Source organism: Pseudomonas sp. A214, from assembly GCF_900156295.1.
Lineage (GTDB): Bacteria > Pseudomonadota > Gammaproteobacteria > Pseudomonadales > Pseudomonadaceae > Aquipseudomonas > Aquipseudomonas rhizophila.
In genome coordinates, this window is record NZ_LT707062.1 from 1,116,364 (window position 1) to 1,130,814 (window position 14,451).

The 14,451-nt window shown below is 60.0% G+C and carries 14 protein-coding genes, 1 tRNA gene and 1 pseudogene; 4 read left to right on the forward strand and 12 right to left on the reverse strand.

Annotation, left to right across the window (positions count from 1 at the left end):
- Positions 1 to 66: 66 nt before the first annotated feature.
- The 12 genes and pseudogenes from BW979_RS05040 to panM form a co-directional block, all read right to left on the reverse strand.
- A complete protein-coding gene (locus BW979_RS05040) occupies positions 67 to 834 on the reverse strand; it encodes an ABC transporter substrate-binding protein (protein ID WP_047226887.1) in 768 nt (255 codons plus the stop codon).
- Positions 835 to 847: 13 nt separating this feature from the next.
- Positions 848 to 1,621 carry an ABC transporter ATP-binding protein gene (locus BW979_RS05045; RefSeq protein WP_047226888.1) on the reverse strand — a complete coding sequence of 258 codons (774 nt, stop codon included), beginning with the start codon at positions 1,619 to 1,621 and terminating at the stop codon, positions 848 to 850.
- A 350-nt stretch (positions 1,622 to 1,971) separates the two neighbouring features.
- Positions 1,972 to 2,418, reverse strand: coding sequence for a hypothetical protein (locus BW979_RS05050; RefSeq protein WP_076383343.1), 447 nt, complete (start codon positions 2,416 to 2,418; stop codon positions 1,972 to 1,974).
- A 40-nt stretch (positions 2,419 to 2,458) separates the two neighbouring features.
- Entirely contained in the window at positions 2,459 to 4,693 is a 2,235-nt protein-coding gene (locus tag BW979_RS05055) for an ATP-binding protein (RefSeq protein WP_076383344.1), read from the reverse strand.
- A complete protein-coding gene (locus BW979_RS05060) occupies positions 4,690 to 5,295 on the reverse strand; it encodes a biliverdin-producing heme oxygenase (RefSeq protein ID WP_076383345.1) in 606 nt (201 codons plus the stop codon). Before BW979_RS05060 ends, BW979_RS05055 begins: the two co-directional genes overlap by 4 nt.
- A gap of 112 nt (positions 5,296 to 5,407) precedes the next feature.
- Positions 5,408 to 5,667 (reverse strand): annotated as a pseudogene (locus tag BW979_RS27275) (PDDEXK nuclease domain-containing protein); the annotation flags it as partial.
- Positions 5,668 to 5,876: 209 nt separating this feature from the next.
- A complete protein-coding gene (locus BW979_RS05065) occupies positions 5,877 to 6,284 on the reverse strand; it encodes a hypothetical protein (protein WP_047226892.1) in 408 nt (135 codons plus the stop codon).
- A gap of 192 nt (positions 6,285 to 6,476) precedes the next feature.
- Positions 6,477 to 6,552 (reverse strand) — tRNA-Phe (locus BW979_RS05070).
- 102 nt (positions 6,553 to 6,654) lie between these two features.
- Positions 6,655 to 6,927, reverse strand: a complete 273-nt coding sequence (locus BW979_RS05075) for an oxidative damage protection protein (RefSeq protein ID WP_047226893.1) — start codon at positions 6,925 to 6,927, stop codon at positions 6,655 to 6,657.
- A complete protein-coding gene (gene mutY, locus BW979_RS05080; protein WP_047226894.1) occupies positions 6,924 to 7,991 on the reverse strand; it encodes an A/G-specific adenine glycosylase in 1,068 nt (355 codons plus the stop codon). The genes BW979_RS05075 and mutY overlap by 4 nt, the downstream gene beginning before the upstream one ends.
- Complete coding sequence (locus tag BW979_RS05085) at positions 7,988 to 10,228, reverse strand: AsmA family protein (RefSeq protein ID WP_076383346.1); 2,241 nt, start codon at positions 10,226 to 10,228, stop codon at positions 7,988 to 7,990. The genes mutY and BW979_RS05085 overlap by 4 nt, the downstream gene beginning before the upstream one ends.
- A 139-nt stretch (positions 10,229 to 10,367) precedes the next feature.
- Positions 10,368 to 10,766, reverse strand: coding sequence for an aspartate 1-decarboxylase autocleavage activator PanM (panM, locus tag BW979_RS05090; protein WP_047226896.1), 399 nt, complete (start codon positions 10,764 to 10,766; stop codon positions 10,368 to 10,370).
- A gap of 261 nt (positions 10,767 to 11,027) precedes the next feature.
- On the opposite strand from panM, the gene BW979_RS05095 reads away from it, so the two are divergent.
- From BW979_RS05095 to BW979_RS05110, 4 genes are all read left to right on the forward strand, one after another.
- Entirely contained in the window at positions 11,028 to 12,689 is a 1,662-nt protein-coding gene (locus BW979_RS05095; RefSeq protein WP_047226897.1) for an OFA family MFS transporter, read from the forward strand.
- A gap of 273 nt (positions 12,690 to 12,962) precedes the next feature.
- The gene (gene hisB / locus BW979_RS05100) at positions 12,963 to 13,556 is read left to right on the forward strand and encodes an imidazoleglycerol-phosphate dehydratase HisB (protein WP_003186751.1); all 594 of its coding nucleotides are present in this window, start codon (positions 12,963 to 12,965) and stop codon (positions 13,554 to 13,556) included.
- Positions 13,556 to 14,194: an imidazole glycerol phosphate synthase subunit HisH gene (hisH, locus tag BW979_RS05105; protein ID WP_047226898.1), complete on the forward strand. Its 639-nt coding sequence runs from the start codon at positions 13,556 to 13,558 to the stop codon at positions 14,192 to 14,194. Before hisB ends, hisH begins: the two co-directional genes overlap by 1 nt.
- The gene (locus BW979_RS05110; RefSeq protein ID WP_076383347.1) at positions 14,194 to 14,448 is read left to right on the forward strand and encodes a DUF2164 domain-containing protein; all 255 of its coding nucleotides are present in this window, start codon (positions 14,194 to 14,196) and stop codon (positions 14,446 to 14,448) included. Before hisH ends, BW979_RS05110 begins: the two co-directional genes overlap by 1 nt.
- Positions 14,449 to 14,451 lie beyond the last annotated feature (3 nt).

Below are 14,451 nucleotides of genomic sequence, written 5' to 3' on the forward strand. Positions count from 1 at the left end.
ATATCGCGGCAGGCTTTGCTAAGGGCCGGCGTCGCAATGAAGCGGCGCCGGCCAGGCACGTCAGTATCAATAGATGCTGAACGGGAAGTACTTGTCGTTGATCTTTTTATAGGTGCCGTCGGCAACGATTTCCTTGAGCGCGGCGTTCAGCTTGTTGCGCAGTTCGTCGTCACCCTTGCGCACCGCGATACCGATCTTGTCGCTTTCCACCACCGGGTCGCCTTTGAATTCGAAGGCGGCGCCGTCTTTGCTCTTGAGCCATTCGTATTGCACGTATTTGTCCGCCAGGATGGCGTCAACGCGGCCCGAGAGCAGGTCCAGGTAAGCGTTTTCCTGGGTATCGTAGAGCGTGACCTTTACGTTGTAGTCATCTTCCATGTTGCGGTCTTCCAGCCAGGTGCCGGCCAGCGTGGCGCGTTGTGCGCCAATGGTCTTGCCGCTCAGGTAGGCCTTGTCGGTCTTGAAGTCTTCGGTGGCCTTCGGTGCGATGAATTGCAGCTTGTTGGAGTAGTACGGTTCGGTGAAGTCCACGGCCTGCTTGCGTTCCTCGGTAATCGACAGCGAGGAGATCAGGAAGTCGAACTTCTTGGCGTTCAGGGCCGGAATGATGCCGTCCCAGTCGGAGGTCACCACGCTGCATTCGACTTTCATCTTGGCGCACAGGGCGTCGCCAATGTCCTTGTCGAAGCCGACCACGTTGCCACTGGCATCTTTGTTATTGAACGGCGGGTAGGCCGCTTCGATGCCCATCTTCAGTGTTTCCGCGGCCATGGCGCTGGCCGAGAAGACCAGACTGGCGGCAGCGGCCAGGAGAAATTTCTTGTAGGTCTGCATATGTACTGCTCCGTTAGCGGTTGCTGGACATGAATTGTTTGCAGCGCGCCGAAAGCGGGTTTTCGAAGACCTGCTGTGGCGATCCTTGCTCCTCGACCAAGCCTTGATGAAGGAACACCACTTCGCTGGAAACCTGACGGGCGAAGCCCATTTCGTGAGTCACCAGCAGCATGGTGCGGCCTTCTTCGGCCAGGGCGCGGATCACACTAAGTACTTCCTGGACCATTTCCGGGTCAAGGGCAGAGGTGGGTTCGTCGAACAGAATCACTTTAGGCTGCATCGCCAGCGTGCGGGCGATGGCGGCGCGCTGCTGCTGACCACCGGAAAGCTCGGCAGGGTAGGCATGACGCTTGTCGGCGATGCCGACCTTGGCCAGCAGGGCTTCAGCCACTTCCACGGCCTCGGCCTTGCTCTGGCCGAGCACCCGGCGCGGGGCTTCGATGATGTTGTCGAGCACGCTCATGTGCGGCCAGAGGTTAAAGTTTTGAAACACAAAACCGATTTCGCTGCGCATGCGGTTGATCTGTTTGCCATCGGCGGCCACCAGTTCACCGTTTTTCGCGGCCTTGAGCTTGAGTTCTTCGCCGGCCACCAGGATCTGGCCCTGGTTGGGATTTTCCAGCAGGTTGATGCAGCGCAGGAATGTGGACTTGCCGGAACCGGAGGAACCCAGGATCGAGATCACATCGCCGTCGCGGGCGGTCAGCGAGACGCCTTTGAGCACCTCCAGCTTTCCGTAGCGTTTGTGCAGGTTGCGGATTTCAAGCGCGGGCGTGGCCTGGGCCATGTGCGGTCCTCATGGTGTGTGCTCCCTTGCTGTTGGCGGCCTTCCTGGCGAGGCGGCCAAGCTAGCATAGCGTCCGAATGGCAGCCAACAGCGCTACGGGTGGTAAACCGCGAATGTGCGGCAGGTTGTCGCATCGGCGCAGCAGACTGTCGCGCCATCAACAACCGAACGGCCGTTCGAACTCTGTTTACCGGTAAAAATCCCGGGGAGTCGCGTAAAAAAAGGCGCGATGGTGCCAGCTTTGGCTGGGGGTTGGAAGGGTTAATCGGATGAGTGTTGCCGTTGTGCGTTTTTATCGTCCATAGGAAGTTTTAGCTGGCTGTCCTCTTCTCCGTGAGGCTGATCGCGTTCTATTCGCCGGCGGGCTCTTCCATCAACTGACGATAACGATCCAGCGCCTCGCTGAAGTCCTTGATGAACTCCGGGGTGCTGAGCCAGCGCTGGGCCGTCTCGCGGTCCATGTCGTCAGCCCACATGCGGTAGTCGACCAGCATGTCCGCAGCCAGGTTGGTGGCGGCCATGCTTTCGTTCTCGGCGTTTTTCAGGTCCAGCAGGCCGGGGCGTTCGCTGATCATCACGCTCAGGGACGCGAGCAGCGTGTCGAGCATTTCGCTACGGCTGATGGCCTCGGCTTCGCGTAGCTTGGCGAACAGCTCGAGCACGTAGACCGGTGGCTGGGCGGTGGCGTGGGCCGGGTCGCCATACATGGGGATGGATTTACGTCCGCTCATGCGGATTTGCTTGGCTTTGTCTTTGGCACGCTTGGCGCGTTTTTGCTGTTTGTTCAGTGAGGCCATTGGGCTTCGGTTTCCAGTTTGTTAGGGGGCGATGCCCGGCTCAGTTGATTTTCGGCACGGTAAAGCTGAATTCGCTGCCCTTGCCTGGCTGGCTTTCGGCGTGCAGTTTACCGCCATGGGCCTGGACAATCCCCTTGGAAATATACAAACCCAGTCCGGTGCCGTTCGGGTTGCCTTCCTTGACTGTCCAGTAGCGGTCAAACACGTGAGGCAACTGCTCCGGTTTGATTCCTTCGCCGGTATCACGAACGCTGAACACGATCTCGTCACCCACCGACATCGCGCTGATGCCCACGCTGCCTTGCTGGGGGGTGAACTTGATGGCGTTTCCGATCAGGTTCGACAGCACCTGGAACAACCGCTCGGGGTCGGCATTGATCTTGAGATTGGGTTCGGCGTGGAACGAAATATCGATGGCCTTGGCGGTTGCCAGCGGCGTCAGCAGCGAGCAGGCGTCTTCGAATATCTGGCTGACGTCCAGCGGCTGGGGATGGATGGTGTAGCGCCCGGCGTCGATGCGCGAAGTGTCCAGCAGGTCTTCGAGCAGAACGTTCATGCGGCTGGCGGCCTGTTGCATGGTGTCGATGGCTGAAGCAATTCGCTTGGAGCTATGGGAGCCGTCGGAGCTGAAGGACTTTTGCATCATGCCGCAGAGCATGGATATGACCGTCATCGGGTTGCGCAGGTCATGGGACACCACCGCCACCAGCTCATCACGCGCCTGCACCGCCTGACGCTCCTTGTGGACTTGCCGGGCCAGATCGTTTTCCAGCGCTGAGCGGCGCAGGTCGTTGGCGGCAAACAGATCGCCGTGGGTCCATTTGGTACTGATGCCGGCCATTTCGACTTTCCAGATTTCGAAAGACGTTCGCGGTCGCAGGCGCAAACCTGTCTCGCTGCTTTCCAGGTCCAGGGGTTTTTGCGGGTCGCCGCTCCACTGGATGGTTTGCTTCACCTCGGGGCGGAACCACAGCACGCCATTTTCCACAGGCTTGGGCAGGTGGATCGCCAGCACACCGCTCGCCACGTCCTGATAGGCCTGGGCTGGAGCGAAAACGCTGCTCAGGTTGTGGTGGGAGAAAACGGGCTGGTCGGTCTCCAGCATCCATTTATGCAGCTCGCGGATCTGCTCCGCTTCCGGGCACTGGCCATGGCGGTGCAGCTTGTTGTCCTCGAGGATCGCGACGCCGGTGGCGCCGGTCAGGTCCATCAGCCTTTGGGGTTCGCGGGACAAGCCGTCAAAGACATTGTCGCTGGACTCGGCCATGGCCGTGGCGAGAACCTTGAGGTCCTCAAGCTTGGCATCCCGTTGACGGGTCAGATCCAGTGCTTCCATGGCGCTGATCTGCAGCGACAGCACTTGGCCGATGGTCTGGCAGGCCATGCGCATTTCATGGGGCACGAGCAGGGGTTGACGGTTGCCGCAACTGATCAGGCCCCACAGTCGGTCGCCTTCCATCAGGGAAATGCTCATGGACGACAGCACACCCATGTTTTTCATGTATTGGCGGTGGATCGGCGAGACGCTACGCAGGGTGGAAAAGCTCAGGTCCAGGGGTGTCTGAGTGTCGGGACGCAACTGCGGGACCAGCGGTACCGGCGTGTAGTCAGCGTTGGGGATGATCCGCAGCCAGTTGGTGCGATACAGCTCCCGGGCCTGTTCAGGGATATCCGATGCCGGAAAAAACAGGCCTTTGTAGAGCTCCATCGACGGCGCGCTGGCCTCGGCGATCACCTGGCCATGGCCTTCTTCTTCGAAGCGATAGATCAGCACCCGGTCGTAACCGGTCATGGCCTGAATTTCCCGAACGCTGATTTCGTACAGAGCCTGGAGGCTTTTCGCGCTTTGCAGGCGTTGCAGCATGCGCCCCAGGTTGGCTTCGCCGCTGACACCTTCGGGACGGTAGTCGCTCAGGTGCTGTTCCAGTTCGACGATCAGGGCGCCTTGATGGCGGTGGACCAGGGCGTCAAAACGCAACTGGTTCACGACAATCTCCACGGGCGCGTTGTCCCCGTCCGCATCGGCGCGACAGGCCTTGAGGACGGCTTGGGCCTGCTGCTGCCCGAACAGTGCGTCCAGCGTCTGGCCGGGGAGACCGTGAGGATCGTGCCCCATCAATTGCAATACGTTGGCGCTGACCTGTCGGATGACGAAGTCGGGTTCGGACAGCATCAGTAGCACGCCATGAGGCTGGATGGCCCCGGGGAAGCGAATCGGTTCGTCTGCACAATTGGCCAGCAGTTCTTCGAAGGCTTCCTGGTTTTCCGGGGTCATAACAATACCTTTTGGCTGTCCAGCCAGTGTTCAAAATGAGTAAACGTCGCTTTGGCGGCACGTGTGACTTCGAGCGTTTGGGCGTCGCCAAGGTTCCTGTCGCCCAGATACTGAAGGAAGTCCTTCCAACGCCGACCGGTGAGTTCGCCATACACATTGAGAAACGCCGCGCCGCTGGAGGCATCAAGGCCGAGCTGTTCGGCGACTCTGCGCCGCAGGATCTGACCCCCGAGGGTTGCACCTTCCAGCACATAGGAAACCCCCAGGGCGGCGGCACGGGAATCGATCTGCGGCAGGTCCCGGCAGGTGGGCAGTGCCTCGATAGCGTGGTCATCCAGGCCCAGTGCCGTGAGATCCGCCTGCAGTACGGGAAGCTTGATCCGCAGGGATTGGTCCAACCCCGTCGGTGTCAGCGTCAGGACATGAAGTCGCTGTTCCAGCGGTTTATAAAAACCGTAGTAGGCGGCCATCAGGCGCCGGTACAGGTCGAGGTCCAACTGTTCGGAGAAAAACGGCAAGCGTTTTTCCAGGGCGACGTGCAGCTCAGCGGTTTCGGTCCGCAATGCCTGAATCAGAGAAGGGGGAGGCGCGGCCGGTGACATGCGGGATAGAGCTCGTTGACTGGAGCGTTGCTGGAAAAAAAGCGCATCAATCTTACACAGATTTTTTACCTTCGAGCGGTCATCAGCTGTCGGCTTTCAATTTGCCCGTCGTCAGGTACCAATGACGGGCGTTTGGGTCTTCTACCCGCAGAAGTGTGCGGTAATGGGGCCAGCTCAATTCGGAACGCACTGCGTTCCAAATGCTCCTCCCTGTTCGAATTCGATGATGTGCCGCCCGATCTGCCAGCAGGTCTGAACCTGAAGTGTATCGACGGCACGCAGCACCTTCTGGCGAGCCTGGCAGATCAGTTCACCTAGCTCATTAATCAGAGGAGCAAGCTTTGGGTCGTCTAGGGGGAGAAGTGAGGTCATCGAAATGTCAGCCGTGAGAATGGGAGGACCAAAAGGATGCTCTGGACGACGTTTCGATGATGCAGGGCGAGTCTGATTAGGTGGGAGGAAAGCCGTCCGATTCTTGCAGGACGGGTTTGACGCCGCCTGATCTTGGCTGACCCTGGCTTGTAGGAGCTATCCCGGGATGGCGTCATCCACTGCCGACGTCCTCATAGTGAGGACGATCATCAGATCGGATCTTGGGCTAGCGCCTTGGACGCGGCGACATAATCGGCCTGGAACTGCTCACTCTCCACCCAATCCAGTGCGGTCTGCTCATCGACGCCTTTGGTCAGGCGACGGTATTCGATCAATGCAGTAATGATGAAGTCGGTCGCTTCGTCCTCACCTTCCTGTTCCAGCACCAGCGTCAACAGTGGATAGGCCAGGAACGCTTCGCACATCGCCTTCTGGCTGACCTTTTCAGCTGAGCTCATGATTTGGAACAGCTCCGTCAGGTCCACGGATTCCAGATCGATGCGCTCATCGTTCGGGTCCAGGAAATCGTTCGGCGCAGCAGCACGCTGAATGCGGTTCTTCTTGGCTTTCGCCTTGGCGCGCTGGTTTCGTTTCTGCTGTTTGTTTGCCGATGACATGGGGGGGCAGACTCCTGGCATGAAAATAAGGCGATCTATCCTACAGCTTCAGGGCAACCACTTCGAATCTCAATCCACCACAAACAATGTGGCACCCAATGAGGTTGAAGAGCTCGACGCGCCGTCACAGCTCCCGTAAATCCCAGGCAATAAAAAACCCCGATCAATTTCTTGATCGGGGTTTTCGGTATTTGGTGCCCAGAGACGGAATCGAACCGCCGACACGGGGATTTTCAATCCCCTGCTCTACCGACTGAGCTATCTGGGCAACGGGGCGCATTAAACGGGTTTTTCAGGGGGGCGTCAAGCACGTTATCAAAAAATATTTAATTATTACCGTCGCTTACGATCCGCCCCGGTTCTGGGTGGCCTATTCGGACGGCGGCACGTAGCCTTCGGCCTTGGCGTATTCTTCGCCGGAAAAGAACTTTTCCATTTCGCCTTGAAGGTATTTGCGGTCTTCGGCGTTCATCATGTTCAGGCGTTTTTCGTTGATCAGCAGGGTCTGGTGTTTTTGCCAGTCCGCCCAGGCCTTGGCCGAGACATTGTCGTAGATGTCCTGGCCTTTGACGCCCGGGAACGGCGCGCGCTCCAGGCCTTCCAGTTGTTCTTTGTACTTGCGGCACATCACGGTGCGGATCATTGCAACTCTCCTGCGTTCAATACGGCGGCCGCGCGTTCGAGCAAGGTCTTGACCGGGGCGGCGAGGCCCAGGCGCGGCGGGGTGGCGAGGTTATACCAGAGCCAGTCGGCCTCGGCCACGTGATGGCCGGTTTCCCGGACCCGGACCAGCCAGGGTTCGATCGCCAACTGGAAGTGGCTGAAAGTGTGCACCAGGCTTGGCATCTGCTGATGATTGCCCAGCTCCAGCGAGTGTTGCAGGGCCAGGTGTTGCAGGTCGTCGAGGTCGTCGAGTTCCGGCAGGCTCCATAAACCGCCCCACAGGCCCGTGGAGGGGCGACGATAAAGCAGAATCGCGCCTTCGCGGTTGGCCAGCATCGGCATCAAGGTGCGTTTTTTGGGCACGTCCTTGCGTGGCTTGGGGATCGGGTAGCGGGTCTCCAGGCCAAGCATGTGGGCTTGGCAGCCTTTTTTAAGCGGGCAAAGCAGGCAGCTGGGTTTGCTGCGGGTACAGAGCGTGGCGCCCAGGTCCATCATCGCCTGGGTGTAGGCGTTGACCCGGTCTTGAGGCGTGAAGCGCTCGGCAGTCGCCCACAGTTGCTTCGCGACCTTCGGTTCGCCCGGGTAACCTTCCTGGGCGGTGAAGCGCGCCAGCACCCGCTTGACGTTGCCATCGAGGATCGGTGCCCGCAGGCCCATGCTGATGCTGGCGATGGCGCCGGCTGTGGACAGGCCGATCCCCGGTAATTCGGTGAGTTTTTCCACGTCGCGGGGGAATTCACCGCCATATTGGTCGACTACGATCTTCGCGGTTTTCTGCAGATTACGGGCGCGGGTGTAGTAGCCCAGGCCGGTCCACAGGTGCAGCACTTCGTCTTCCGGCGCGGCGGCCAGGGCTTGCACGGTGGGCAGCGAGGCCATGAACCGGTCGAAATAGTTGAGCACGGTGCTGACCTGGGTCTGTTGCAGCATGATTTCCGAGACCCACACCCGATACGCCGTGATGTCCTGCTGCCAAGGCAGGTCGTGGCGCCCGTGGCGGTCGAACCAGTCCAGTACGGCGCTGGAAAACTGCTCGGCTGTCATCGCTTGAACAACCCCTTGAGCGCGTCCTTCAGCTCGGGGCTGACCTTGTCGCCGAGCTTCTCGTCGATCTTCTCATTGAGCTTGTCACCGAGGCGGTCGCCGGCCAGTTTCGCGGCAACTTTGCCCAGCCCCTCGTTGTCCAGCCGGCATGCCTTCGCGCCCAGCTCCAGCGGACCGCGGCAGCGTAACGGCCATTCGACATCGACGTAACGTTCGTTGACCTGGCAAGCCGGGTCGGGCATGTCGCTCTTGTCGCCTTCGATGATGATGCCGACGCGGTAGTCCATGCCCAGCACACGCAGGTCGATATCGCCGTTGCCGTTGACGGTCATGCCAGGGATACGGACTTTCAGGTCCGGGTTGCTGGCCACGCCGCTGCGGAAGGTGAGATTGCCGTTGAGTTGCTCGAACGGGGTGTCCTTGCCCCGGGGCTCGCCACTGAGGGTTTTACGATTGAGGGTGGCGATGCCTCGGCACAACTGCTGCTCGAGGTTGGCATTGAGCAGGACGCCGTCGTTGATGACGAACCCGGCAGTACCGTTGAGGCTGTCGATCAGGGCCTTTTGGCTGTTGCCACTGGCGGTCACGGCGCTGTTGAGTGTCACCAGGCCTTTGACGGGCGGATTCTTGCCCTGGCTTTCGATGATTTTCTCGGCCGGTACCCGGTTGATGCGGGTTTGCAGGCTCAACTGCGGCGTGGGCTGGCGCACGTCCAGCGTGCCTTTGACTTCGAAGTTGCCGTTGTACAAATCGCCCCGCAGGTTTTCCAGGGTCAGCAGGCCGCCCTGGCCGGTGGCCTTGAGCGCGGCATTCTGGATCGGCAGTTTATCGAGGGTCAGTTGGCCGAAGGTCAGGTCGGCATCCAGGTCCAGTTTGCCCAGGCGTTCGACCGGAAACAGCCGGTCGTTGCTCCAGGCGCCCTGGGTGGGCGCGCTCGGCAACGGTGTGCTGCCGGCGCCCGCCATGGCACTGGCTTCGGTGTTGCTGACCTCCGCCTCTCGGGCCGCCTTGGAACTGTCGGCCTCGGCGGATTTTGGCGGCAGGTAGCGGTCAACGTTGAAGGTATCGGCCTTGAGCTGCGCACGCAGTGACTGTTTGGCAAAGTCTTCCACGGCGATACGACCGCTGAAGGTGCTGTCGTCGATTTTCAGATTGATGCTATTGAATTCGGCGCTGGTCGGCGTGGCCGCAATACGGGTGACCAGTTCGACTTTGCTCAAGCTGCCTTCGGCCATGGCCGGCAGTTTCTGACCGACGCCGTCGACGAATTTCGCCAGGTCGAATTGGGCGATCGACATGCCGCCGCTCAGTTGCGGGGTCTTGTCCAGATCATTGACCTTCAGTTCGCCCAACGCCCGCAGTTGATTGATGGAAAGCTTGATGCCGGTCCATTCGGCGACGTTCGCCGCTTTATCCAGGAGTAGCTGCCCGTGTGCCGCGAACGTCACGGTCTTGCCTTGCAAAGGGTCGCCCGTGGCTTCGCCGGACAGCTTCAGGTCTTCGAACTTGTAGCGCTGCAAGGCGCGCTCGAAGCGCAGCTCGCCCGTGACCTCGGTGCGCACCCGCACGGCTGGCTGGTTGCTGGCCAGGAATGCGGTGAGCGTGACCGGAATGTTGGTGGAATCATGGATCGGGCCAGTGCTCAGTTGGATGCTTTCGGCGGTGAACTGCCGGCCGGCCTGCTCGTCGGTGTATTCGACCCGGGCGTTGTTCACGGTCAGGCTGTCGATGTCCAGGCGGGTTGGCTGGGCCGGTTTCTGCGCCGGGGCGCTGTCCCCAGGGGCAGGCTGTTCGGCCGGTGCCGGGGCGTTTGCCGTGGTTTTAGAGGCGGCGGGAGCCTTGCCGATGTCTTCCCAATTGCCGTGGCCGTTCTTGTCACGGTTGAGTCGCAGGTTCAGGCCTTCGACCCGCACGTCGCTCATCTGCACTTCGCGGCGCAGCAGTGGAATCACGCGCACGGAAAGGCCGAGCATCTGCAGGTCGGCGAACGGTTGTGTCGGGTTTGCCAGGGTGGCGACACTGGCTTCGTGCAATTCCAGACCCAGCCACGGGAAAAGGCTCCAGCCGATGTCGCCATTGAGGGTCAGCTCAATGTGGGCCTTGTCGCGGGCTATCTGGCGGATCTCTTCTTTATAGTCGTTGGGATCGAAGAGGTGGGTCAGGGCAAAGCCCAAGGCCACAATGACCAGCAACAGCCCGAGAAGTACCAGACCCAGGATTTTGCCGAACGCTTTCATGGGCGAGTCCTTGTAGGTTGAGTTCAAAATTTAGCCTGGGAGTATAACGCCCTGACCTGATGGCGCGTTGGGTGATCGTTCTTTCTGACAGGCCTGTGGGCCATGGAACCGTGGCGAGGGTCGCGCTGAGCTCCCGGATCTAGGCCTGCTCCAGTGCCAGTTTCAATTTGGCCGCCAGCGCCTGGGCTTCCAGATGACCGGATGGGGCCAAGAGCTTCAGCTCAGCACCGTGTTGCGTAGCCATTTTCCGTGCTTCGCTGACCAATCGTTCCGCCACCCCACGACGACGGGTGACGTTTCGCACGCACATTTGGGACAAATGCCAGACGTCCTGGTGCCGTTGCAGCCGTGCGGCACCGAGCAACCGGTCATTGAAGCGGGCTGCGATCAACGCGCCGTCCTCCAGGCATTTGTGTATCAATTGTGTGCCGTCAGTGAACGGCTCGAACAGCCAGGCCGGGGCATCCTGGTAGATTTTGTGCAGGTCCTGCCGGTCCCGACAGGTGGCGTCATTCAACTGCTCGACAACGATGGGCATATAAATTCCTGAAAAATAAACGATTCACGCCCTACAGAAAACGTGCAATGGCGCGATAAGACAGAAGATGTAAAAAAGGTGATAGCACTTTGGCTTTTCTGTCATAAGCAAATGGTAACCTTTACCCGTTCGCCCGTCCTTCTGCGACTCAATGTCGCACCAAAATGAAGCTTCACCAGAAAATACAGTCGCGCTTTGCGTGCAATAAGGCTGAGGGTGATGCATGGCTGGCGAGCCATACCAATAACTGGGGGATACATAATGAGCACGAGCATCACGGCGGACGGCTTTGCCGCCCAGCCTGCGTTCCTCTCCAAGGAACGCATTATCGCCAAGCCCGGATTCAACCGGTGGCTGGTTCCACCGGCCGCACTGGCCATCCACCTTTGCATCGGCATGGCCTACGGCTTTTCGGTGTTCTGGTTGCCGTTGTCCAAGGCACTGGGCGTCACCAAGCCTGTAGCCTGTGCACCGGACATGAGCTTCATCGCACAAGTCTTTTCATCCCAATGTGACTGGCCGATCTCGATGCTCGGCTGGATCTACACCCTGTTCTTCATCTTCCTGGGTTGCTCGGCAGCCATCTGGGGCGGCTGGCTGGAACACGCCGGGCCGCGTAAGGCTGGCGTTGTATCGGCCTTGTGCTGGTGCGGCGGTCTGCTGATTTCCGCGCTGGGTATCTACACTCACCAGATATGGCTGATGTGGGTCGGCTCCGGGGTAATCGGTGGTATCGGCTTGGGGCTAGGCTACATCTCCCCGGTTTCGACGCTGATCAAGTGGTTCCCGGACAAGCGTGGCATGGCCACCGGCATGGCGATCATGGGCTTCGGCGGCGGCGCGATGGTAGGTGCACCGCTGGCTGCAGCGCTGATGAGCCATTTCTCTTCGCCGACTGAAGTGGGCGTATGGCAAAGCTTCCTGGTCATGGCCGCGATCTACTTCGTGTTCATGGTCGGTGGCGCCCTGTCGTACCGCGTCCCGCCGACCGGCTGGAAGCCTGAAGGCTGGACCCCGGCACCGAAGAAAGCTGCGAACGCGATGATCACCCATCGTCACGTTCACGTGAACGTGGCCTGGAAAACCCCGCAGTTCCGTCTGGTATGGCTGGTGCTGTGCCTGAACGTATCCGCCGGTATCGGCATCATCGGCATGGCATCGCCACTGTTGCAGGAAGTGTTCGGCGGCAAGTTGCTCGGCAATGACTTGCCTTTCGGTCAGTTGGATGCTGCGCAACTGGGTCAGATCGCGGCCATTGCGGCCGGTTTCACTGGTCTGCTGAGCCTGTTCAACATCGGTGGGCGGTTCTTCTGGGCATCCTGCTCGGATTACCTGGGTCGCAAGAACACCTACTTCGTGTTCTTCGCCCTGGGCTTTGCCCTGTACGCGCTGATCCCGAACCTGGGTCATCTGGGCAGCGTCGCGCTGTTCGTGGCGGCGTTCTGCATCATCCTGTCGATGTACGGCGGCGGTTTTGCCACCGTGCCGGCCTACCTGGCGGACCTGTTCGGTACGCAAATGGTCGGCGCGATCCACGGTCGGCTGCTGACCGCCTGGGCCGCGGCAGGCGTGCTGGGTCCGGTACTGGTGAACTACCTGCGTGAATATCAGTTGAGCATCGGCGTTGAACGCGCTGCGGCCTATGACATCACCTTGTACATCCTCGCCGGCCTGCTGGTGCTGGGCTTCCTGTGCAACCTGATGGTTCGTCCGGTCGCCGACAAGTACTTCATGACCGACGCCGAACTGGCCGCCGAACAGGCGCTGGGCCATGACAAGGGCGCTGACAGCACCACTTCGCTGGAGTGGAAAGCCGCGCCGGGCACCAAGCCTTTGGCGATCGCCGCCTGGTTGGTGGTGGGCATTCCGTTGGCGTGGGGTGTCTGGGTAACCCTGCAGAAGACGGCGGTGTTGTTCCAGTAATGCGCTAGCCCGAACCCGCTGGGGTGAGGGCGAATCTTGTGGGAGCGAGCCTGCTCGCGATGAGGGAGGGTCAGCCGGCATCATTGTCGGCTGATCCACCGCTATCGCGAGCAGGCTCGCTCCCACATTTGTTTTGGGTGATGGCCACAATTGCTTGTACGGACATGTCTATCGCCGACAACCCGTCAGGGATATCACCTCCCGTGTTTCTGTTTGCCGCTCGCGCCCCTATAATGGCTGCCTTTTTCGCCCAATGATTTTGCGGAGCTGGTGATGGCCGAACGTAAGGCGTCTGTCGAGCGCGACACTCTGGAAACCCAGATCAAAGCCTCGATCAACCTGGATGGCACCGGAAAGGCCCGGTTTGATATCGGCGTGCCTTTTCTTGAGCACATGCTGGACCAGATCGCCCGTCATGGGCTGATCGACCTGGATATCGTCAGCAAGGGCGACCTGCACATCGACGACCACCACACGGTGGAAGACGTCGGTATCACCCTGGGGCAGGCCTTCACCAAAGCCATCGGCGACAAGAAAGGCATCCGTCGCTACGGCCACGCCTACGTGCCGCTCGATGAGGCACTGTCGCGTGTGGTCATCGACTTCTCCGGTCGTCCGGGCCTGCAAATGCATGTGCCGTACACCCGTGCCACCGTTGGCGGCTTCGACGTGGACCTGTTCCAGGAATTTTTCCAGGGCTTCGTCAACCACGCCAATGTGACCCTGCACATCGACAACCTGCGCGGGCACAACACCCACCACCAGATCGAAACCGTGTTCAAGGCTTTCGGCCGCGCGCTGCGCATGGCCGTGGAGCTCGATGACCGCATGGCCGGGCAAATGCCCTCCACCAAGGGCGTCCTGTAATGCAGACGGTCGCGGTTATCGATTACGGCATGGGCAACCTGCACTCGGTGGCCAAGGCCCTCGAGCACGTGGGCGCCGGCAAGGTACTGATCACCAGCGATGCCGACGTGATTCGCGAAGCCGACCGGGTGGTCTTTCCCGGTGTTGGTGCGATTCGTGACTGCATGGCCGAGATCCGTCGCCTGGGCTTCGATTCGCTTGTGCATGAAGTCAGTCAGGATCGTCCGTTCCTCGGCATTTGCGTGGGCATGCAGGCCTTGCTCGAGAGCAGCGAGGAGAACGACGGCGTCGATTGCATCGCGATGTTTCCAGGCCAGGTGAAGTTTTTCGGCAAGGATCTGCACGAAGACGGCGAGCACCTGAAAGTCCCGCACATGGGCTGGAACGAGGTGAAGCAGACGGTGGATCACCCGCTGTGGCACAACATTCCGGACCTGGCGCGCTTCTACTTCGTGCACAGCTACTACATCGCGGCCGGTAACGCCCGGCAGGTGGTGGGCGGCGGTCACTATGGCGTCGACTTCGCCGCGGCCCTGGCCGACGGTTCGCGCTTCGCCGTGCAGTTCCACCCGGAGAAGAGCCATACCCATGGCCTGCAGTTGCTGCAGAACTTCGCCGCGTGGGACGGGCGCTGGTAATGGCCCGCAAGAAACCGCCAATCCTCACCCTCACGCCCGAGCAGGAAAGTGAGGCGAACCTCAAGATCCAACGGTTCATGGAGGATCGTTTCGAACTGGACCTGGGTTCGTTCGAAGCGGCGGAAATTCTTGAGTTGTTTACCCGCGAAATTGCTCCGCACTATTACAACAGGGCGATTTTCGATGTGCAGGCGCACCTTAAAGAAAGGTTCGAAAGCATCGAAAGCGACTTGTGGGCGCTCGAGAAAAACTGATTT